We start from the raw sequence: 20641 nt of genomic DNA on the forward strand, positions 1-20641 counted from the left end.
GGCAGCTTCGCGTTCGGTCGGGTAGCTGACATCCAGCCAGCGCTGACGTTCATCGGACCACAACCCCTATGATCCGGAGAACTCCGGTTCGGTGCGTCGGGCGACACGGTAGGTGGTCAGGGTCACGCGTTCGCCTTTCCGGTTTCTGCTTCTGCCTCGAAAGCCCGTTTGCCGCGCCGCTTCCAGAGCGTGAGCATGTCGCCTGCTTCGTCGCTCCGCGCCTTCCCGACCAGTTCCAGCAGTGCGCCGTATATTGTCGCGCGATCGTCGTCAGCGAGGTCGACGAGGCCGGCTTTCTGGACGAGACCTCCCAGTTCGATCAGGTGACGGGTTCGTGTCCGACGATCCACGACCCAGCCCCGCGTATCAGTGCGACGCCGCGCCGCTTCCAGACGCAGGATCAGCGCCCGGTTGCGGCGCTCCGCCGTCATCGTTGCCGCCAGCCTTTCGGCCACCTTTGCGCCCGCGTCGCTGAAAGAATGCGGCGCCCTTCGCACGCCATGCCTCCCTTGCATTCGCGTCTGTAGAAGCGACGGCATCAAGCAGCACGCCGGCAAGCGTTTCGATATCGAGCGCATCGGCACCGGTAGACGTGACGAGTGTCCCGAGCTGTTCGACGCGCCGCGCCTTCAGGCCACGCGCCTTGTCCTCCAACGCTTTCAGTTCCGCGTCGTAGTCCCGCACCTTGCGCATAGTGCTTCCTTCCGGTGTGCAACCTGTGTCAGGCTAGCGCGGTAAATGCGGGGCGCAAGGGCATACCGCTTAGGCATTGAAGTCAATCAGGAGGAGCAAAGCGGATCGTGAGTGCGCGCTTATACGTCGTTGCCGACGTGCGCTAAGTAAGGCAGAAACAGAAGCGCAATGGCGATCTACCATTTCAGTGCCAAGGTTATCAGCCGCGCCAACGGCTCCAGTGCCGTTGCGTCTGCTGCCTATCGCTCTGCGAGCGAGCTGTTCGACGAGCGGCTGGGGCGGCATCACGATTTCTCCAACAAAGCCAATGTCATCCATTCCGAGGTGCTGTTGCCGGAGGGTGCACCGGAGCGGCTGACGGATCGCACGACGCTGTGGAACGAGGTGGAGGCAGGCGAGAAGCGCAAGGACGCGCAGCTCGCTCGCGAGATCGAGTTCTCGATCCCGCGCGAGATGAGTCGCGGAGAGGGGGTGCGGCTGGCGCGCGACTTCGTGCAACGTGAGTTCGTAAATCGCGGCATGGTTGCGGACCTCAACGTGCATTGGGACCGGGCGGAGGACGGCAGCCCGAAGCCGCACGCGCACGTAATGCTGGCGATGCGCGACGTCGGCCCAGACGGGTTCGGCAGAAAGCAGCGCGATTGGAATGGCACCGACCTGTTGCAGCATTGGCGCGAGACATGGGGCGCTCACGTCAACGAGCGGTTGACGGAGTTGGGGATCGATGCACGGATTGATCATCGCTCCTATGCCGACCAGGGCATCGCGCTGGAGCCGCAGCATAAGATCGGGCCGGCGGCATCGAGGCGGCCGGGGCAGGGGCTGGAAGCCGAACGGATCGAGGATCACGCGCGTATCGCGCGTGAGAACGGCAAGAAGATCATCGCCGATCCGCGTGTCGCGCTGGACGCGATCACGCGCACCCAGGCGACCTTCACCACCCGCGACCTCGCCGTGTTCGCGTTCCGGCATTCGGACGGCAAGGATCAATATGACCGGGTGATGGCGGCGACCAGAGCGTCCCCCGATCTGGTCGCGCTGGGCCGGGACGGGCGCGGCGACGAGCGGTTCACGAGCCGGGAGATGATCGCGACCGAGGCGCGGCTGGAGCAGGCCGGCGATCGGCTCGCGGAGGGCCGTCACCACTTCGTCGGTGCGTCCCACGTCGTGCAGGCACTGGAAGCCGCGGAGGGACGGGGGCTGAGCCTGTCGGAGGAGCAGCGGGACGCGCTGGGGCGGATCACGGAGCGTGACGGCCTCGCCTCCGTCATCGGCTATGCCGGCACCGGCAAGTCGGCGATGCTGGGGGTGGCGCGAGAGGCGTGGGAAAGCGCCGGCTACAATGTGCGTGGTGCGGCGCTGTCGGGGATCGCGGCCGAGAACCTTGAGGGGGGCTCCGGCATCCGGTCGCGGACGATCGCTAGCCTCGAACATGCATGGGGCAAGGACCGCGAGCAGCTCGGGCCGAAGGACGTGCTGGTCGTCGACGAGGCGGGGATGATCGGCACGCGGCAGATGGAGCGGCTGCTGTCGGCCGCTGACCAGGCCGGCGCCAAGGTGGTGCTGGTCGGCGACCCCGAGCAGTTGCAGGCGATTGAGGCGGGGGCGGCCTTTCGTGCGCTTTCCGAGCGGCACGGTGCGGCCGAGATCACCGAGATACGCCGGCAGCGCACGGATTGGCAGCGCGACGCGACGCGCTGGCTGGCGACGGGGCGCACGGACGAGGCGATCCGCGCCTATCGCGATCATGACATGGTGCAGCCGGCCGACACGCGCGAGCAGGCACGTGGGGAGCTGGTGGCGGGTTGGGATCGCCAGCGCCTGGCCGAGCCCGACAAGACGCGGATCATCCTCACCTATACCAACGCCGAGGTGCGCTCGCTCAACGAGGAAGCGCGCGAGCGGCTGCGGGCAAACGGGGATCTGGGTGCGGACGTGGCCGTGCAGGCGGAGCGGGGCGAGCGGCAGTTCGCATCGGGCGATCGGATCATGTTCCTGCGCAACGAGCGCTCGATGGGGGTGAAGAACGGCACGCTGGGCATTGTCGAGCAGGTGTCGGCCAATCGGATGGGCGTGCGGCTCGACGGCGGGCGCCGGGTCTCCTTCGACGTGACGGACTATGCCGCGGTCGATCACGGCTACGCCGCTACCATCCACAAGAGCCAAGGCGTGACGGTCGATCGGGTGGAGGTGCTGGCGACGCCGGGCATGGACCGGCATGCGGCCTATGTCGCGCTATCACGGCACCGCGACGGGGTACGGCTCCACTACGGCCGGGACGACTTCGCCGACGAGGGCAAGCTCGCCCGCACATTGTCGCGCGACCGTGCGAAGGACATGGCGGCCGACTATGCGGCCGAGCCGGCCGGGCCGGACGCCGAGGCTCGTACTTTCGCGGACAGAAGGGAGATCAGGCTGCCCGAGCGCGTGTGCGAGATCGTGCGGACGGTCGAGACGAAGGCGCGGGGCATGTTCGCGGGGTTCCGGCCGAAGGCGCCGGAGGCCAAGCCGGCGTTTCCGCGTGAAAGCACGAGCCGTCCCGACCAGGACGTTGCGATCCGGCGCTATGCGCGTGCTACGGTTGACATCGCCGGCATGGAGAAGAAGGGGCTGCCGGTGCTGCCACACCAGCGGACGGCGCTGGCCCGCGCCGGGGAGGCGCTGGACCGGGTGCGCCCGCACGGCGCGCGCGACCTTACCGCGGCGATCGAGCGTAATCCGCAGCTCGCGCGCTATGCGGCGAGCGGTGACGTGCGCGGCGCGGTTCGCGGCATGGCCGAGGAGGCGGGGGTGCGCGCCGACCCGTCGCTCCGCGCCGAGCGGTTCTTGGAGCGCTGGCGGGCGCTTGAGGCCGAGGGCGGGGGCAGCAACGACCGTGCCGTCCGGGCCGGCATGATTGACGACCTGCGCCATGACCCGGCGTTGCGGGCCGAGCTGAACCGGCGCGCTCCCGAACTCGGGCTGGATCGCGGCCAGGAGACGCCCGAGAAGATAATGGAACGCCAGATCGAGATGCAGCACACGATCGAGCGGCAGCGAGATCGCGGGATGGATCGATAGGGGACCATGGCGGACGGCGACGGCGAGGATGAAGCGGCACGAGCGTTCGAGGGCGTGCGCGGTGAACTGGCGTTGCTTCGCCGGGCCATCGAGCGGTTGGCGGCCGAGCGCGCCGATGACAGCCACGCACCTGACTATTCCGAGACGCTGGGCGTCATCGCCAACAATATCACCGCGACCGCGAGAGCCGCCAATGCACTGGTGAAGAGCCCGGCGCTGTCGCTGACGCCCGAGGAGATGAACCGGCAGATCGCCGCGGCCGGTTCGGCGGGGCGGGCCGAGGATCGCCGCGTCATCTCCGCCGCACGGCAGACGATAGAGGAGGTCGCAACGAAGCTCGGCCGCCGACTGGAATCCCATGTCATGGCGGATGAGCAGCGGCGCCGGTTGTGGCGGGTCGGGCTCAGCGGGATTGTAGCGGGCGCGGTGCTGTGGGCGGCCCTCGCCGGTCCGATCGCGCGCTCCCTGCCGACGAACTGGCTGCTGCCCGAACGAATGGCGGCGCGAACGCTCAGGATGCCGATGTGGGAGGGCGGGCAGCGGCTGATGAAAGCCGGCGATCCCCTGGCGTTTGCCGGCGTGCGGGCGGATAATCGGCTGGCAACCGCCAACCGCGAGACGCTGGAGGCGTGCCGGAAACAGGCGGCCAAGGTGAAAAAGACGATGCGCTGCACGATCGAGGTAGGGGTCCAGCCGGAATGATCCGGTCGCGGTGCGATCGATCCGGCTTGTCGATCGGTGGCCCGCGTTGGTAAGCAGAGCCCGCCCCGGAGACGGGGCGGGAGCCTAGAAAACTCCATGAGGTCAGAGCCGGTTCGATACGACCGGGTGGCGGACGCGTATGTCCAAGCCACTCGGCCAAAGGCGTTCGCGCCTGACTGACCTCAGGTTTTCTAGCACCCGGTTCCGAAGCGACGACGCGCCAGCGGCGCGTCGCCGGCTTCCTGCCGAGGAGCATGGACGATGGCGGTGATAAGATACGCAGTGCTTGCGGCAGGGGTCTGTGCCGCCGGGCTCGCATCGGCCGTATTGCTTCTTTTCACGCTATCGATGCTGATCGATCAGCTGCGAAGTTAGGCAACTTTGGGCGGCCCGACAGATAAATTCATCTTTCCGTCAGTCGCCCGTAGCCGTGATGACTTCGCCGATGATGCCGCTCTCGCCTGACGGAACTGATTGGGGTCAGGCCCATGAGGTGGGATAAGGCTGGATTGAAGCCCCCAGCAGAACGTCGCCTCCCGATTAGCGCACCGCCTGCAGGCCTTAGCGCTGGTGTGGTCGGCTTGCGCTTAGATGCCCTGTCGCTCAACATCATGCTCGCAACCCAGCCACAGGTTTTCCGAGTGAAAGCACGAATGCAGGGCGGCAACGGTGCAATCCTCCACCTTGGGCGACCAGGTCGGGCGACAAATGTTCGTGCTATCACACGGAAAACCCCCTCCGGCGCATCGCAGCCGATGGACAAGCGGCGGGGATCGCATCCATGGTTCCCCCCCGAAGGACATCGGGCATGAACAAGTCACTCAATCAAGGCGATCTGTTTCCGCTGGACAGCCCGCTCTACGGCGATGTCCAGGGCGAGCGGACGGTCGCGGAATTCCCCTTCTTCGCGCTGACGAAGCGCGCGCAGATGACGCCGATGATCTTTGAGAGCGGCGATGCGCGGATTGAGATCAACCCCAGCAAGACCGGCGTCGCCACCATCTACGACAAGGAAATCCTGCTCTATATCGCCAGCCTGATGGCCGGCCGGATCGAGCGGGGCGAGACCGTCGACCGGGTGATGAGCTTCACCGCCAACGACCTGTTCCGGGTGACCAGCACGAACGTCTCGGCGCGCTCCTACACGTCGCTGAAGGCGTCGCTCAACCGGCTGCAGGGCACGCAGATCATCACCAACATCGAAACGGGCGGCGAGGGGTCGGACAGCGCCTTTTCCTGGCTGCTCAAGGCCGACATCAAATATACCAAGCTTCCCAATGGCGAGCGCCGGGTGAAGCGGGTCGAGGTGATGGTCTGCGACTGGCTGTACCGCGCGATCCTGACCGACCGGCGGATCGCCGCCTATCACCTCGATTTCTTCAAGCTCGGGCCGATCGAGCGGCGCCTGTACGAGCTCGCCAAGTTCAACTGCGTCGACGAGGTCGGCTTCGATGTCGACATGGAGGCACTGGCGGCGCGCGTCGGCTGCGCGACCGACCGTCGCGGCCTCGAATATTTCAAGAAGCAGCTGCGCGACGTCGCCGACCAGCAATCGCTGCCCGAATATGAGGTCACGCTGCGCGAGGAGAAGCTGCCCTCGCCGGGCGGTGGGCGGCCGCGGCTGCGCACGATGGTCGGTTTCCACCTGCGCCCGCTGATGGTCGAGGCCGGCGAAGGGGAGGGGACGCCGCCCTCCGATACCCCGACGACCGGCTAAACCTTTGTTAGCAGGCCGCTCTTCTTAGGACCGGGGCCGCGTTGCCGGTTTTCCCCACGAAACCACGATAGCGGCGGGAGCCGCGATATCCGTGCCGGTTCTTGCGCCAGATCAACCGAATGGAGCGCGCGGCGCGCCGATCAGGTCGGAATAGCGCGTCCGCGACGGCGGTTTTCCGGGTGATAGCACGAGTATTTTCCGCAGTTTTCCGGGCGAAACCACGAATCAGGACGCTTGGTTCTGGCCGACTTCCTCGCGATGGTGGCGGCGCGCGATCCGTCAGGGGGCGTCGCCGTGCGCGTGGCGCCGGCGATGGTCGAACGGATCGCGTGGCCGCCGGCATGTCGCCGCGCGGTCGTTGCCAAAGGGAATCACCATGACCGGATAAAGGAAAGCCCGGCACGAAGGCCGGGCATCCCAGGGTTGGGAGCGACGTCGCCAAACGTCGTCCATGCTTCGAACGCATTCTCCTTACCCCGGAAACCGTAACGGTTCAAGGATGCGCGTTTCGCGCCACACCCTTTCTTTGTCCCGATTCCCGGCTCCTTGAGGGGACGGACGATGACGGTTTGCAGCTTGGGCCAGGCGAGTGCGCTGGCGATGGGGGCGCATGGGCGGAACCGCGTGGGACGCGGCGGCCTGACGCCGTGGCGACCGGCGCGATCGGGAGGGCTGCACATTACCGGTGCCCCCGTGCGCCGTGACAGTATCGAGGCGGGGACGTTCGAAGAACAGTTCTTCGCGATTCCCGCGCAGGGCGAGACCGACCGGCTGCTGCGCGCCGCGCGCCGTGCGCTCGACATCGGCCGCCGCCTGCGCCGCGAGGCGCGGGCCGGGACGCGGACGCTGGATGCGGCCGAGACGGCGATCGCGACGCTGACCGCCGGTGCGGTGCGCGTCTTCGAGGAATTGCTGACGCTCGCGCGGCTCAACCGCGGCCGCGTCTTCCCGAGCTACGACCATCTCGCCGAGGCGACGGGGCTCGGCCGCGCCACCGTCGCGCGCGGGCTGCGGGCGCTCGAGGCGGCGGGGCTGCTGGTGACGCAGCGCCGCTTCAAGCGCGTCCCGGGGGAGGGGGCGACACGCTATGCGCAGACCTCCAACGTCTATCGCGCCATGCTGCCCGCGCGCCTGCTCGCCCTGCTGCCGCGCAGCTGGCGACCGGCGCCGCTGCCCGACGACCAGATCCAGCGCGAGGCTGATCGCGACGAAGAGCAGGCGGCGATGCAGGCCGGCCTGAGCTGTCGCGAACTGGCGCAGCTGACGGTGGGCGGTGCGCTGGGGGCGATGCTGGCGCGGCTCGGCGCGGCCCTCGACGGCGCCGGGTGCGAGTCTCACGATGATCCTCAACCGCTTTCCAAGTCTATTGTTCAAGGCAAACAGCCTTGACCTAGACGGCCAAGAAACCACGCCTGACGGCGACACGCCTAACCGTAACCGACAAGATCACCGATATCGGGAACCAACCCTCCCAGACGGCACCGGCTTCGCCGGCGCCATGCTCCCTAGCGGGATCAAGCGGAACCGGCGGGACAGCCTCTTTTCCGTCGGAAAACCGGCACCGGAGCGCATGACTTGTCCGTCGGGTGGGGAGGGAGCGCGCTATTTCGACCGACGGGAGGCGGGCGCCGGGACGATCACCGCGATTGGGTCGGACGGGCCCGCCGCTTCGATCGGCGTCGGTCGCCTTTCGTCATAGCCGCAGCGCTGATGTCGACGATCCTGGCTGTCGAGCTCTTGCCACGTTGGGGTGTCGACATGTATCGTCACCGACATGCCGACGATAGCCATCATCAGCCAGAAGGGGGGCGCGGGAAAGACCACGCTCGCCATCCATCTCGCCGCGGCCGCGCAGGATGCCGGGCGCGTCGCCCTGGTCATCGATACCGATCCGCAGGCGACCGCCAGCCAATGGGCCGCCTGGCGTGCCGACGCGCCGCCCGAGGTGATCGACAGCCCGCCTCCGCGGCTCGCCGCCAAGGTCGAGGCGGCGCAGGCCCAGGGTGCCGACGTGATCGTCATCGATACGCCGCCCCATGCCGACAGCGCGGCGCGCGCCGCGGTCGAGGTCGCCGACCTGGTGCTGATCCCGTGCCGGCCGAGCGCCTTCGACCTGTCGGCGATCCAGACCACGGCGAAGCTGGTGCAATTGCTCAAGAAGCCGGCGTTCGTCGTGTTCACCGCCGGCAATCCCAATGCGCCGCGCGTCTATCAGGAGGCGGGCGAGCTGGTCGAGGGCTTCGGCACGCCGCCCTGTCCGGTGCAGATTCCCGACCGCGCCGCCTATCGCCACGCCAGCGGCGAGGGGCGGACAGTGATGGAATATGAACCCGACGGCCGCGCGGCCGACGATATCCGCGCCATCTACGAGTGGACATGTCGACAGGTCGGACTGCCCGTGCCAAGAAAGACGACCCGCAAGAGGACCGCCGCATGAGCCGCAAGCCGAGTTTCGCCAATCTGCGCACCGTCGCGCCCGCTCCGACACCGGCGCCGGTCAAGGCCGCCGATGCAGGGGAGGGGGCGCCCGCCTCGACCGGCCCGGCGAGCCGTCAGGGCCGCAAACAGATCGCCGGCTTCTTCAGCCCCGAAATGTCCTTCGCCATGCACATGCTCGCCCGCCGCCAGGGCCGCAGCCTGCAGGCGCTGATGGCGGAAGCGTTCAACGACGTGCTGCGCAAGCACGGCGAAAGCCCGATCGGAGATTGAGGGGGGGGGATCAGCCCCGCCGCCTGTCCATCTTGCGACGATCTGGGAAGGCGAGGGGGAGGGGCGCCTCCTCGACGGCGGTCAGGATCGCACGGCCATAAGCGGTTTTGGCGAATGTCCGTCCACGTTCTAGAGCCGTTTCGCGGTCGATCCAGCCGTTGAGGAAGGCGATTTCTTCCAGGCAGGCGATCTGAATGCCCTGGCGATGCTGGATGGTCCGAACGAATTCCGACGCTTCGAGCAGGCTGTCGTGGGTGCCCGTGTCGAGCCAGGCATAACCGCGGCCCATCGGTTCGACGGTCAGGGCTCCCTCATCCATGTAAAGCCGGGCAAGATCCGTGATCTCCAGCTCGCCACGTGCCGACGGCCGCAGCGTGGCGGCCAGATCGCTCACCCGCCCGTCGAAGAAGTACAGCCCGGTGATCGCGTGGTTCGAGCGGGGCTGGGCCGGCTTCTCCTCAATCGACACGGCATGACCCGCCGCGTCGAAGGCGATCACGCCGTAGCGTTCCGGATCCTCGACCCGGTAGGAGAAGATCGTCGCGCCCTGGGTGATCGCGGCCGCGCGGCGCAACACCCCCGACAGGCCGTTGCCGAAGAAGATGTTGTCGCCGAGCACCAGCGCGACCGGCTCGCCGGCGATCCAGTCGCGACCGATGGTGAATGCCTGCGGCAGCCCCTCGGGGCGCGGCTGTTCGGCATAGGCGATGGTGAGGCCAAAGGCCGATCCGTCGCCGAACAGCCGGCGGTAATGGGGCAGATGGTCGGGGCTCGAGATGATTAGCACCTCGCGGATGCCGGCGAGCATCAGCACCGACAGCGGATAGTAGATCATCGGCTTGTCATAGACGGGCAGCAATTGCTTGTTGACGACCAGCGTTGCGGGATGGAGCCGCGTCCCCGATCCGCCAGCGAGGATGATGCCCTTCATGCCGTCAGTCCCCGGCGCACGTCGGCGGACCGTTCGGCGATGATGGGCCGCCACCAATCCTCGTTGTCGAGATACCAGCGCACCGTCTTCTCCAGGCCGGTCTCGAAGCTTTCGAGCGGCCGCCAGCCCAGTTCCTCGCGGATACGCGTCGCGTCGATCGCATAACGATGGTCGTGGCCGGGCCGGTCGGCGACAAAGCCGATCTGCTCGGCATAGGAGCGGCCGTCGGAGCGTGGTCGTAGCCGGTCCAGCGTTGCGCAGAGCGTTTCGACCACATCGATGTTACGCCGCTCGGCATTCCCGCCGATGTTGTAGCGGCGACCCGGCGTTCCGCGTTCGAACACCGCCTGGAGAGCGCGGACATGGTCTTCGACGTACAGCCAGTCGCGGATGTTCTCGCCGCGGCCGTAGACCGGCAGCGTCTCGCCGGCTAAGGCCTTGACGATCATCAGCGGGATCATCTTCTCGGGAAAATGATAGGGCCCGTAGTTGTTCGAGCAGTTGGTGATCAATACAGGCAGTCCATAGGTGTGACCCCAGGCGCTGACCAAGTGATCGGCCCCGGCCTTGGACGCCGAATAAGGCGAGCGCGGATCATAAGGCGTATCCTCAGTGAATAGACCGGTGTCGCCGAGCGAGCCGAATACCTCGTCAGTCGAGATGTGATGGAAGCGGAACCGCGTCTTCGCCCCTGCATCGAGGTCTCGCCAATAGGCCAGGGCGGCATCGAGCAACGTGTACGTGCCAACTATGTTGGTTTGGACGAAAGTGCCGGGGCCATCGATCGACCGATCGACGTGACTTTCCGCGGCCAAATGGGTGATAAGATCGGGCCGGTAATCCGTCAGAGCGGCGCGGACAGCCATACTATCGCAGATGTTGGCTCGATGGAGACGGAAGTATGATCTATTGGCGATTGGTGCGAGCGCGCTTTGAGTGCCCGCATAGGTTAGCGCGTCATAGACGAGCACGTCATGTCCCGTGTTGAGCATCAAGTGGCGGACGAGCGCCGATCCAATGAACCCGGCCCCGCCGGTAACGAGAATGCGCATAGCACTATCATAGCCCGGTTTGGTTAAGGAGATATTGCCCAAGATGCAGAGCCGTGGACAACTCATGGGTTCGTGGCTGGCTACAACGCGACGAGTTAGGATACCTGCTGGAAGTATTCGGCAAAGGACTAGAGTGCACGCAGCTCCTGCGCTGGTTGCCTGCGGTTGTGGGAGGGCCTGCCAATCCGCTTTCATCCGCCACCCAGTCAACAGAACAGTGGCCACAAACCGATCCACTACCCGCAGGGTTAGCTAGCACCGGTCATGTCACCGACTGTGTCGATTATCATGTCGACCGGCTGCACGGCTTGATCTCTGACGAATGCGCGCAATTTATTTGATAAATTGCAATTTTGAAACAGAATGCATCTATTAGATTTTCTGATTGTGAATTTCTATGTAAGTCAGGGTATGTATTTTATATCATTCTTGTTTATTTTTTTAAATTCAAAAATAATTTAAGACCTCATGAGGTATACTTGCCATGGAGGCGTAGTGATTTGGCTAAACTTGTTGCAGATGCAACATAGAGCCTAAGACTCATTTGGTAGGTGTTGGCGGAATGACGGTGGGTCTGCTAGGTTTTATTCAGTGAATCCGCTAACAGCCGGCTTTGCAACGGATACAAGCGACACACTGGGCAATGCATCGATCGAACACCAAATCACGACGTCGTGCAAGACGCACTGGCGTGCGTTTTCCCCCTGCCGGCTTCCTTGTGGTGGTGGCGCTATTCGCGGTGTGTACGCTGGGTGGGGGGGCCTCGCAGGTTGATGTCCTGTCGTTGCTGTACGTCCGTCCCCTTGCGATCGTGGCGATCGCGGCCCTGACACTAATTCCGCCAGCTGTGCCGGGTGCCGCGGCAACGTTGCGAGTTCCCATCCTGCTGCTGACAGCGGCCGCCGCGCTAATGCTAGTTCAACTTGTTCCACTTCCCCCATCTTGGTGGAGCATGCTGCCTGGCCAGCGCGCCGTTGCGGCCGCTTCCGCTGAAGCCGGCTTGCCGCTGGGGTGGAAACCGCTCGCTCTTGTCCCCGAACTGGCACTAACAAGTCTTTTTGACGTGTTCGTGCCCGCTGCAGTGCTACTCGGGCTTACCCGGCTCGACAACGTGCAACGCCAACGGCTGGTCGTTGTCGTCATTGTAATTGGCGCGGTAAGCGCTGCGCTGGCGATCATCCAGATTAGCGGTCCCTTCGACAGCCCGGTTTATCTTTATCGCCGTCGCGCACTAGGGTCGGCCGACGGATTTTTCGCCAACCGCAACCACCAAGGTGTCTTTCTGGCAATGCAACTGCCGCTGTTGCGCGCCTGGACGTTGCTACCCGCGGCATCGGCCAGCGTGCGACGTTTTCGTCACGCGGTGGCCGGCATCTTGGCGCTGGTCTTCATCCCGCTTATTTTGATGACTGGGTCACGGGCGGGACTTGCGGCAACCCTGCTCGGTTTCCTTGCTGCGGGGCTCCTCGCTCCGTGGTGGCAGGCTGGCCGTCGCCCTGCGCGGCGGACCTTGGCGGTAGGCGCTGCGCTCGCCGCATTACCGATTGTCCTGGCGGTGCTGACTGTATGGCTCGGGCGGGCGCTCACCCTCGACAGGCTGAGAATCCTGCAGGAGGGAGGAGGCGATCTGCGTTTTAGCAATGCCGCCACCACCTGGCAGATCGCCCGGGACTTCTTTCCATTTGGCACTGGTTTTGGCGCGTTTGACCGGGTGTTCCGAATCTACGAACCGTTTGCCGCACTCCAACGCACATATTATAACCACGCCCACAACGACCTTTTGGAAGTGGTCATCACCGGTGGGCTGATCGGCGCGCTGATCCTCTTGGGTTGGGCGACTTGGGGGATCGCGCGAGCTGCCGCAGCATGGCGCCCTTGGGCTACTCAAGATCCTGACGCGATCATCGCACGTGCCGGGGCGGCAATGCTCGTGCTGCTCTGCGCGGCTAGCCTCGTCGATTATCCGGTCCGTACACCGCTGATCGCCGGGATCGCGGCGCTGTGCACCGGATGGCTGGCTTTTGCCCCCCGCAGCGCGGCAGTTGCCGATCGGCGTGCTTTACGCGGCGATAGTGGTTAGCTATGGGGACGCCATTCCTGCGCACAATCGTACGCATCATCGCACAAGGGCACGCTTCAATCGTATGAGGGTTCTTCCTTACTTTGCGATGCTCACCCTCTTAGTCATCGGTGGATGCGCAAGAGAAAAGTTCGAGGGTCGGCCCGGCCTCCAGATGGTGGAGAACAGCACGTTGCCCGCGCCGACCCGTGCAGACCTTGTCCAACTCCAGCGACCCTATGTGATTGGCCCCGCTGATCGCGTCGCGATCGATGTCTACGGCGTTCCCGAGCTCAGCCGCACCGTCCAGGTCGACACCAATGGACGGATATCCTTACCGCTCGCCGGTGACATCGAGGCGGCTGGCAATACTCCTGCACAGCTTGCCGGGCTGATCGCGGCAAGCCTCCGGCAGCGCTACGTTCGTGACCCCCAGGTTACGGTTAACGTTGACACCGTGAATCAGATGGTCACGATTGATGGTCAAGTCGCTAAACCGGGTCTTTATCCGATTAGTGGACAGATGACGCTGATGCGCGTTGTCGCCACTGCGGAAGGGGCAACGCAATATGCAGACCTTAATTACATAGTAGTCTATCGACAGGTAAACGGGACGCAGTATGCTGCCCTTTATGATCTGCGCGCAATCCGCGACGGCATTTATCCCGATCCGCAAATCTACCCGAACGATGTGGTCTATGTTGGCGAATCGCGTGGCCGCAGACTGTTCTCTGACATTATTGCTTCGTCAGCCCTGCTCAGCGCACCGCTGATTGCGATCCTGCGATAGACGCGCGAAAGTTTGATTTGTGAACCAGATTATCTTGAATGATCGCGACGCCGGGATCCTGACGGCAAATGATAGGGATCTCGACTTAGCGGGGCGGGGGGAGCGCTCTGCCAGCAGCGTTATCATCAACGTCATCAACGTCCTTCGCCACCGCAAATGGATCATCCTGTCAGCGGTCGCGGTCGCTCTGGCGGCTGGACTCGTTGTGACGCTGCTGATGACACGTGAATATTCAGCTAAGTCGGTAGTCGAAATTCAGCGTGAAACTGGCAATTTCACCGCGGTCCGCGGCGCTGAGGAAAACAAGACGTCGACAGTCGATCAAGAGTTCTACCAGACCCAATATGGTCTGTTGCGTGCCCAAACACTTGCTGAATTGGTCGGGCGAAACTTGGGACTACAGGACGACCCTGCCTTCTTCAAGACGTTTGGAGTCAGAGATGCGGCAGACTGGTTCGAGGGTAGGCGGTTAAAGCCGGGAGCTCCCTCGCGCGAGGCGCGGTTACGCATGGTTGGTGCAATTCTCCTCGAAAATGTCTCGGTCCAGCCGCAGCGTCTCTCACGATTAATCGACATCGTCGTGACCACCCCCGACCCACTGCTGTCGCAGCGGATCGCTAACACCTGGGTCTCTTCCTTTATCGAGATGACGCTCAATCGGCGTTACGGTGCAACCGCCTATGCCCGACGTTTCCTTGAGCAGCGGCTTGCACAATTGCGCGATCGGATCGACGAGTCCGAACGGCGGCTGGTTAGCTATGCCGGCGCAGAACAGATCATCAACCTGCCGAGTGGCGCTGGCGAAAACGGTGCGACAACCGAGCGTGCTCTGGTAATTGATGACCTCGCTAGCGCCAATGCCGAACTGTCGCGCGCCGTCGCCGACCGGCTTCGGGTTGAGGCGCAGCTGCGAAATGCCAGCAGCGCCGCGGACCTCGCCAGTCAAACGGTTGGCAACCTACGGCAGCGTCGCGAGGAATTGGCTGCTGAATATGCGCGGCTGATGGTGCAGTTCGAACCCAGCTATCCTCCCGCGGCTGCTATCCAACGGCAAGTCCAATCGCTCGACCGCGCAATTGCTGCGGAGAAGGCGCGCATCTCTGGCTCGGTGAAGGATAGTTACGATGCGGCGGTGGATCGCGAGCAGCGACTGCGCGCACGCGTCACCCAGCTGAAAAGCGGAGTGCTCGACGAGCGGCGTCGTAGCATTCAGTACAATATCTACCAGCGTGACGTTGATACGAACCGACAACTCTACGACGGACTGCTCCAACGGTTCAAAGAAATTGGTATCGCCGGCGGGGTTGGGGTCAACAACATCTCGCAAGTCGATGCCGCGGATCTGCCGCTCAAGCCGTCAAGCCCTCGCCTTTCGATCAACCTAGCGATTGCATTGCTCGCCGGTCTAGTTGTGGGCATTGGTCTTGCTTTCGCACTCGAGCAGATCGATCAGGGCATCACCGATCCCAGTGACGTTGAGGCCGACCTCAAGGTACCGTTGCTCGGGACAGTGCCCCGGGTGTCGGACGAGGACCGCATCAACTCACTCCTTGATCCCAAATCAGCGCTGGCTGAGGCGTACATCTCGCTTCAGACAGCACTGGCTTTCTCAACGGCGGCCGGGCTGCCACGTACGATCGCGATCACCAGTAGCCGCCCCGCCGAGGGTAAGACGACGACGTCGACCGCACTCGCCTATTCCTTCGCACGGTCGGGTCGCCGTACCGTGCTGGTCGATGCCGATATGCGTTCGCCTTCGATCCACCATCGCCTAAATATCGCTAATGACGTCGGCCTCAGCTCATATCTCACTGGTTCGGCAGCGATGGATGAGATCATTGTGGCGGTGGGCCAGAATAATCTCGTCGCGATCCCGGCGGGTCATCATCCGCCTAGCGCGCCTGAACTCCTGGGCAGCGATCGTTTCGGCGCGTTCCTACGCGAATTGCTGACCCGGTTCGACCATGTTGTGCTCGACGCGCCGCCCGTGATGGGGCTCGCCGATGCTCCCCTTATTGGCAGTCAGGTTGACGGGTTGGTGTTTGTTATCGAATCTGAGGCAACCCAGAAGGGGCTCGCGCGTGTTGCGCTCGAACGGCTAAGAACCGCTAACGTCCCGATCCTTGGCGCGGTGCTGACCAAGTTCGATGCACGGCGCGCCCGGTTCGATTATGGTTATAGCTATGGCTATGGCTATGGAGCGGACGAAGCAGCTTCGGGCAGGAGTGCCCCGAGCAAGACCGCCTAATGGTAGCGATGGCGGGACAGCGCCCTGGGTGGAGACGGGTGGTTGCCACAGCCGGTCTCGCACTTACCGCGATCTGGCTGACCGTTGGTGTAACGCTGTCGAGCGTCTTCGACACCAGCGCGCCTGACGTGGCGCTCCGTGCATATCCCTTCAGCGCAACGGCGATGGCGGCGAAGGCGGCAGTTGCGATCAGGCCTGGGATGGACGCGCCTGAAATCGAGAATGCGCGGGCGTACGCCATCCATGCTCTCGCACTGGACCCCACCAACATCATCGCGGTGCGCAGCCTCGGGCTGCTTGCGGCGCTACGGAATGATACGGCGACCGCCGCTCGGTTGCAGCGTTATGCCCTGTATATCTCGCGTCGTGACCTGCCGACTACCTTATGGGCGATCGAGGACGCGGTCGCGCGGGGCGACATCGCGGCCGCTCTGCGCGGTTATGATGCGGCGCTGCTGACCTCGGACCGGGCCGAGCCTCTGCTCCTACCCGTTCTAGTCGACGCAGCGTCTGACCCGCAAATTCGCACTCCGCTGATGAAGATGCTTACCACCCGGCCGCTGTGGTGGCCGGAGTTTGCGCGGCGGACTTTCACAGCCGGGGGCGATCCGACAACGATTGTTGCAACGTGGCGGGCGCTGCGCATCGATCCGCAGGCGTCCGATCCCAATACGCGCGCGCTTGCCAGCCAAGGTCTGGTGCGGCTGGTCGCGCTTGGTGCCTATCGCCAGGCATGGGCGCTGTCAGGAGGGGGTGGCGACCTGTTACGCAACGGCCAGTTCGAAGCCCCTCCCGCCGCCCCACCGTTCGGGTGGCAGCTCCTCGACGAGATCGACCTGTCCGGGGTCATACAGCCCGGTGGGACCACGGCATCAGGCTACGCGCTATTTCCGTCCGCTTCTAATGGCCGTAGCGGCGAAGTCGCCAGCCAGCTCGTAGTCTTGCCCGCTGGCCGCTATGCGCTGGCGCTACGCACAGCGGGGGCGTTCCCAGATGGATCGGCGGTTATTGCGCGTTGCCACGGAGCTGGCGGCCAAGTACTCTCGACAGCGCCGCTGCCAGCACATGGCGGCCGGGTCGCCCTCGATTTTATTGTCCCGCCCTCGCACTGCGGTGGACAGATGATCGCGATCCGCGCTGTCTCCGCTGAGGACAGCGCCGGTGATGGCGGGGATACCGGACGACCGTGGATTGATGACGTCGTGCTGACGCGAACGCAATGATGACTGGTGTCGATCCCCCGACGCTTTGCGAAGAACTGCGCCGCGCGACGCTGCGCTGGGGTGAAAACTTCCTCCTAGCCCAGGGGGCAGGTGGCAACACTTCAATCAAATATGACGATCGGTTACTGGTCAAGGCATCAGGGTATCGACTGAAGGACGCCGCACGCCGAGATATATTTGTAGAGGTGGCACGCGCCGACGGACTGAGGATGGCGATGGGGGGAGCAACCCCGACGGGCGGTAGCGACGGGCGGCGCGCCTCGATCGAGACGAGCCTTCACGCGATCCTGCCGCAGCGAGTCGTCGTTCACCTTCACATGATTCCCCTTATTGCGATTGCGATCCGCATGGATGCCGAGGCGGTGCTCGCCGACAGGCTCGCCGGACTGCGCTGGGGGATGGTCGGCTACCATAAGCCTGGCGTCGACCTCGCCCAGGCGGTTCAGGCGCTGCTCGACGCGCGCGGTCCGCTTTCAGTGCTGGTTCTTGCCAACCACGGATTGGTTGTAGCGGCTGACACAATCCTCGAAGCCGAAACGCTCGTTACCGCGGTGATGGAGCGGGTCGAGGAATCGATCCCCCCTCCGCCCGCGCCTGACTCGCGTCTCGCCACCTGTGCCTCAGCGTTGGGCGGAGTCCCGGTCAACGATCCCGCGGCGCATCGACTTGCCTTCGACGATCGGCTGGCGCACCTCGCTGCATCGGGGTCCTTCTACCCCGACCATGTTGTCTTTCTGGGCCATGCCGCGCGGCTCGGCACTGCCGCGACGCCTCCCGGACGGCCGCCCGGGAAGCTTTCCATCATCCCCGGACTTGGATGCCTTCTACCCCCGGGCCTGCCGTCTGACGCCCATGACATGGCCGCCTGCATCGCCGAGACGCTGGCGCGAGTCCCTGTCGGGGCCCCTCTCAACGTCCTCACCGCCGACGAGGAACGCGAACTGGTTGATTGGGACGCCGAGAAATACCGACAGCAACTCTCGCAGCAAGTGTAAGGAACCGCCGTGCAGATCGTCATACCGATGTCGGGCTTTGGCGAGCGTTTCCGACGTGCCGGCTATCAGCTGCCTAAGCCGCTGATCGAGGTCGACGGAAAACCGATCATAGCCCATGTCGTCGCGCTATTCCCCGGCGACCACGACTTCATCTTCATTTGCAATGAGGACCATCTCGCCGAGCCGCAATACCGGATGGCCGAGACGTTGCGTCGGCTTGCGCCGAACGGCACGATCGTGCCGATCCCGGCTCACAAGCTGGGCCCGGTCAACGCAGTGCTCCAAGCGGCGAGCGCAATCGATCCTGAGAAGCCGACGATCGTTAATTATTGTGATTTCAGTTGCTACTGGCAGTTCGACGACTTTGAACGCTTCGTTGCGGAGACCGATTGCGATGGATGCGTTCCCGCCTATCGCGGTTTCCATCCGCACAGTCTGGGATCGACCTTCTACGCCTACATGCGTGAAAAGGGCGGCTGGATGCTGGATATACAGGAAAAACAGCCCTTTACCACTAATCCGTTTGATGAATACGCCTCTAGTGGCACCTATTACTTCCGCTCGGGGGCGCTATGCCTCGATCTCCTGCGTGACCAGATGGCGCAAGGGCTTGACGTTAACGGAGAATTCTATGTCAGCCTTGCCTACAAGGTACTTGCCGCGCGGGGCGGGCGGATTGCGATCTACGAGCTCCAGCATTTCATGCAATGGGGCACCCCTGATGATCTTGAGGAATACCGCGGCTGGTCAGCCGCATTCCGCCGCTTCACGCAGGCTGAGGAGCGTGCGGCGCGGCACGATGGGGCCATTCTTTTGCCGATGGCAGGACTGGGCAAGCGGTTCTCGGATGCCGGCTACGACCTGCCCAAACCGCTGATCCCGGTATCTGGCCGGCCGATGATCGTCCAAGCGATGCGGGATCTGCCAGTCGCTCCGATCCAGAAATTTGTGCTGCGCCGCGATTTGCCCGGCGCCGAGGCTATCGAGCGCAAGCTGCGTCAGACGTTCATCTGTGCCCAGTTCGAGGTACTGGAGAAGGTGACAGAGGGACAGGCGATCACCGCGCTGATCGGAACTGAGGGGCTCGATCCAGCGGGCGCACTGACGATCGGGGCGTGTGACAACGGCATCCTCTACGACAGTGCAGGACTGTCACGGGCTCTGGCCGCCGATGATACCGATGTGCTCGTCTGGGCGGTGCGCGGCCACCCCGATGGGCGGCGCCGACCCCAGATGTTCGGCTGGATTGAGGCGGACGCCGAGGGGCGGGTCACCGGAGTGCGCGTGAAGCAGGCTCCCAATGATCCGGCAACTGCCCCGATGATCATCGGCACGTTCACCTTCCGGCGTACCGACCAGTTCCGCGCCGCGGTTGAAGCGCTGATCGCCCGTGACGGTAGGGTCAATGGCGAGTTTTACATCGACAGCCTGATTGAGGACGTGCTGGCCGCCGGTCTTACGGCGCGCATCTTCGAGGTCGACCATTATCTTGGTTGGGGGACCCCGACCGACCTCGACACCTTCCGCTATTGGCAGTCGTGCTTTCACAAATGGACCGGACACCCCTATCGGTTAGAAAAGGATTGGAGGATCCCGTCTGCGACGCTTCCGGCGCTCGCGGCCGACTATGCGTGGCAGGCCCCGCCGCGGCCTACCGGGGTGACGGCACGCCCCGTCGCAGAGGAAGATGGCGGCGCGCCGCGCAGCGTTGCAGGCAACCTCTTCCGCGCGGCGCGAGCATGGCTTGGATGACAGTGCGTTCCACTCCCGAGCTAGCCCCCGCGCCTGATCGGATCCGCGACGCCGTTCACCATCAGTTTGGCCGGTTCGTCGGGGTAGGACTCCTTTCTACCCTGCTCGACGGTATCGTCTATCATTTGGCGCTGCTGACGGTGGTGACACCTGTTGCGAAGGCGGCGGGCTATTTGGTCGGTACCGCCTGTTCAATAGCGTGCAACTATCGCTGGACTTTTGGTTATGCGGGGCCCGACGGGCGCAACGTGGTGCTACGCTGCTGCCTCCTCTATGCGACTGCATTGATCCTGAATGTTGCGGCGAACGGCGCAGCAATGACGGTCCTTAAATCCGTTTCACCCGCCGCGCTCGTTCACCATGCCACTGCCATCGCCTTCGTTTTTGCCGTTGGGGTGTCGACGGTCTATAATTTCCTCGGCATGCGGCTGTGGGTGTTTCGTCGCCAGTTTCCCATCGGATCGGGCCAATGATCGGCCGTCAGAGAAAAATATGATACGATCTGGTTTGACCATTTTCCAAACAGCCTTCGTTGTGATCGCACTGGTCGCCCCGGCTGCCGGATCGGCGCAGCTCCTGTCGGAACGGGTGGAGGGTAACCGTCGCATCTGCGTCTACAAGCAGGACCATTTGCCTCCCGCTACGACATCCGCCTCTACCGAGCGGGCGGCTGCGGCGGGGACAGGTGCTCGGCCGATCGCGGTGCGGAT

General features: G+C 64.0%; 18 protein-coding genes. 14 read left to right on the forward strand and 4 right to left on the reverse strand.

Annotation, left to right across the window (positions count from 1 at the left end; translation table 11 throughout):
- Positions 1–122 precede the first annotated feature (122 nt).
- Positions 123–350, reverse strand: coding sequence for a conjugal transfer protein TraD (locus tag D9601_RS17830; protein ID WP_198355523.1), 228 nt, complete (start codon positions 348–350; stop codon positions 123–125).
- Positions 351–366: 16 nt separating this feature from the next.
- Positions 367–693 carry a conjugal transfer protein TraD gene (locus tag D9601_RS17835; RefSeq protein ID WP_198355440.1) on the reverse strand — a complete coding sequence of 109 codons (327 nt, stop codon included), beginning with the start codon at positions 691–693 and terminating at the stop codon, positions 367–369.
- 168 nt (positions 694–861) lie between these two features.
- On the opposite strand from D9601_RS17835, the gene traA reads away from it, so the two are divergent.
- From traA to D9601_RS17865, 6 genes are all read left to right on the forward strand, one after another.
- Entirely contained in the window at positions 862–3753 is a 2892-nt protein-coding gene (gene traA, locus D9601_RS17840) for a Ti-type conjugative transfer relaxase TraA (protein WP_198355441.1), read from the forward strand.
- 6 nt (positions 3754–3759) lie between these two features.
- Complete coding sequence (locus tag D9601_RS17845) at positions 3760–4455, forward strand: DUF6118 family protein (protein WP_198355442.1); 696 nt, start codon at positions 3760–3762, stop codon at positions 4453–4455.
- A gap of 808 nt (positions 4456–5263) precedes the next feature.
- The gene (locus D9601_RS17850; protein WP_198355443.1) at positions 5264–6172 is read left to right on the forward strand and encodes a replication initiator protein A; all 909 of its coding nucleotides are present in this window, start codon (positions 5264–5266) and stop codon (positions 6170–6172) included.
- Between the two features lie 561 nt (positions 6173–6733).
- Positions 6734–7561, forward strand: coding sequence for a helix-turn-helix domain-containing protein (locus D9601_RS17855; RefSeq protein WP_232474385.1), 828 nt, complete (start codon positions 6734–6736; stop codon positions 7559–7561).
- Positions 7562–7946: 385 nt separating this feature from the next.
- On the forward strand, positions 7947–8609 hold the full coding sequence (gene parA, locus D9601_RS17860; RefSeq protein WP_198355444.1) for a ParA family partition ATPase: 663 nt from the start codon (positions 7947–7949) through the stop codon (positions 8607–8609).
- The gene (locus tag D9601_RS17865; protein ID WP_198355445.1) at positions 8606–8881 is read left to right on the forward strand and encodes a ribbon-helix-helix domain-containing protein; all 276 of its coding nucleotides are present in this window, start codon (positions 8606–8608) and stop codon (positions 8879–8881) included. Before parA ends, D9601_RS17865 begins: the two co-directional genes overlap by 4 nt.
- Before the next feature lie 10 nt (positions 8882–8891).
- Here the strand turns inward: D9601_RS17865 and rfbA are convergent, their stop codons facing one another.
- Positions 8892–9812 (reverse strand): glucose-1-phosphate thymidylyltransferase RfbA, encoded by a 921-nt coding sequence (rfbA, locus tag D9601_RS17870; protein ID WP_198355446.1) that lies wholly within the window; start codon positions 9810–9812, stop codon positions 8892–8894.
- Positions 9809–10864 carry a dTDP-glucose 4,6-dehydratase gene (gene rfbB, locus D9601_RS17875; RefSeq protein ID WP_198355447.1) on the reverse strand — a complete coding sequence of 352 codons (1056 nt, stop codon included), beginning with the start codon at positions 10862–10864 and terminating at the stop codon, positions 9809–9811. The genes rfbA and rfbB overlap by 4 nt, the downstream gene beginning before the upstream one ends.
- Before the next feature lie 53 nt (positions 10865–10917).
- On the opposite strand from rfbB, the gene D9601_RS17880 reads away from it, so the two are divergent.
- The 8 genes from D9601_RS17880 to D9601_RS17915 all read left to right on the forward strand — a co-directional run bounded on the left by D9601_RS17880 (position 10918) and on the right by D9601_RS17915 (position 20404).
- The gene (locus tag D9601_RS17880) at positions 10918–11205 is read left to right on the forward strand and encodes a hypothetical protein (RefSeq protein ID WP_198355448.1); all 288 of its coding nucleotides are present in this window, start codon (positions 10918–10920) and stop codon (positions 11203–11205) included.
- A gap of 611 nt (positions 11206–11816) precedes the next feature.
- A complete protein-coding gene (locus D9601_RS17885; protein WP_198355449.1) occupies positions 11817–12944 on the forward strand; it encodes an O-antigen ligase family protein in 1128 nt (375 codons plus the stop codon).
- 64 nt (positions 12945–13008) lie between these two features.
- Positions 13009–13713: a polysaccharide biosynthesis/export family protein gene (locus D9601_RS17890; RefSeq protein WP_198355450.1), complete on the forward strand. Its 705-nt coding sequence runs from the start codon at positions 13009–13011 to the stop codon at positions 13711–13713.
- Positions 13714–13732: 19 nt separating this feature from the next.
- Positions 13733–15961, forward strand: coding sequence for a GumC family protein (locus D9601_RS17895; protein ID WP_198355451.1), 2229 nt, complete (start codon positions 13733–13735; stop codon positions 15959–15961).
- A 38-nt stretch (positions 15962–15999) separates the two neighbouring features.
- Positions 16000–17184 (forward strand): hypothetical protein, encoded by a 1185-nt coding sequence (locus D9601_RS17900; protein ID WP_198355452.1) that lies wholly within the window; start codon positions 16000–16002, stop codon positions 17182–17184.
- Positions 17181–18179 carry a class II aldolase/adducin family protein gene (locus D9601_RS17905; protein ID WP_198355453.1) on the forward strand — a complete coding sequence of 333 codons (999 nt, stop codon included), beginning with the start codon at positions 17181–17183 and terminating at the stop codon, positions 18177–18179. Before D9601_RS17900 ends, D9601_RS17905 begins: the two co-directional genes overlap by 4 nt.
- A 9-nt stretch (positions 18180–18188) precedes the next feature.
- On the forward strand, positions 18189–19931 hold the full coding sequence (locus tag D9601_RS17910) for an NTP transferase domain-containing protein (RefSeq protein WP_198355454.1): 1743 nt from the start codon (positions 18189–18191) through the stop codon (positions 19929–19931).
- Complete coding sequence (locus D9601_RS17915; protein WP_198355455.1) at positions 19928–20404, forward strand: GtrA family protein; 477 nt, start codon at positions 19928–19930, stop codon at positions 20402–20404. Before D9601_RS17910 ends, D9601_RS17915 begins: the two co-directional genes overlap by 4 nt.
- Positions 20405–20641: the final 237 nt, after the last annotated feature.

It is taken from the genome of Sphingomonas sp. MA1305, from assembly GCF_016107325.1.
Taxonomy (GTDB): domain Bacteria; phylum Pseudomonadota; class Alphaproteobacteria; order Sphingomonadales; family Sphingomonadaceae; genus Sphingomonas.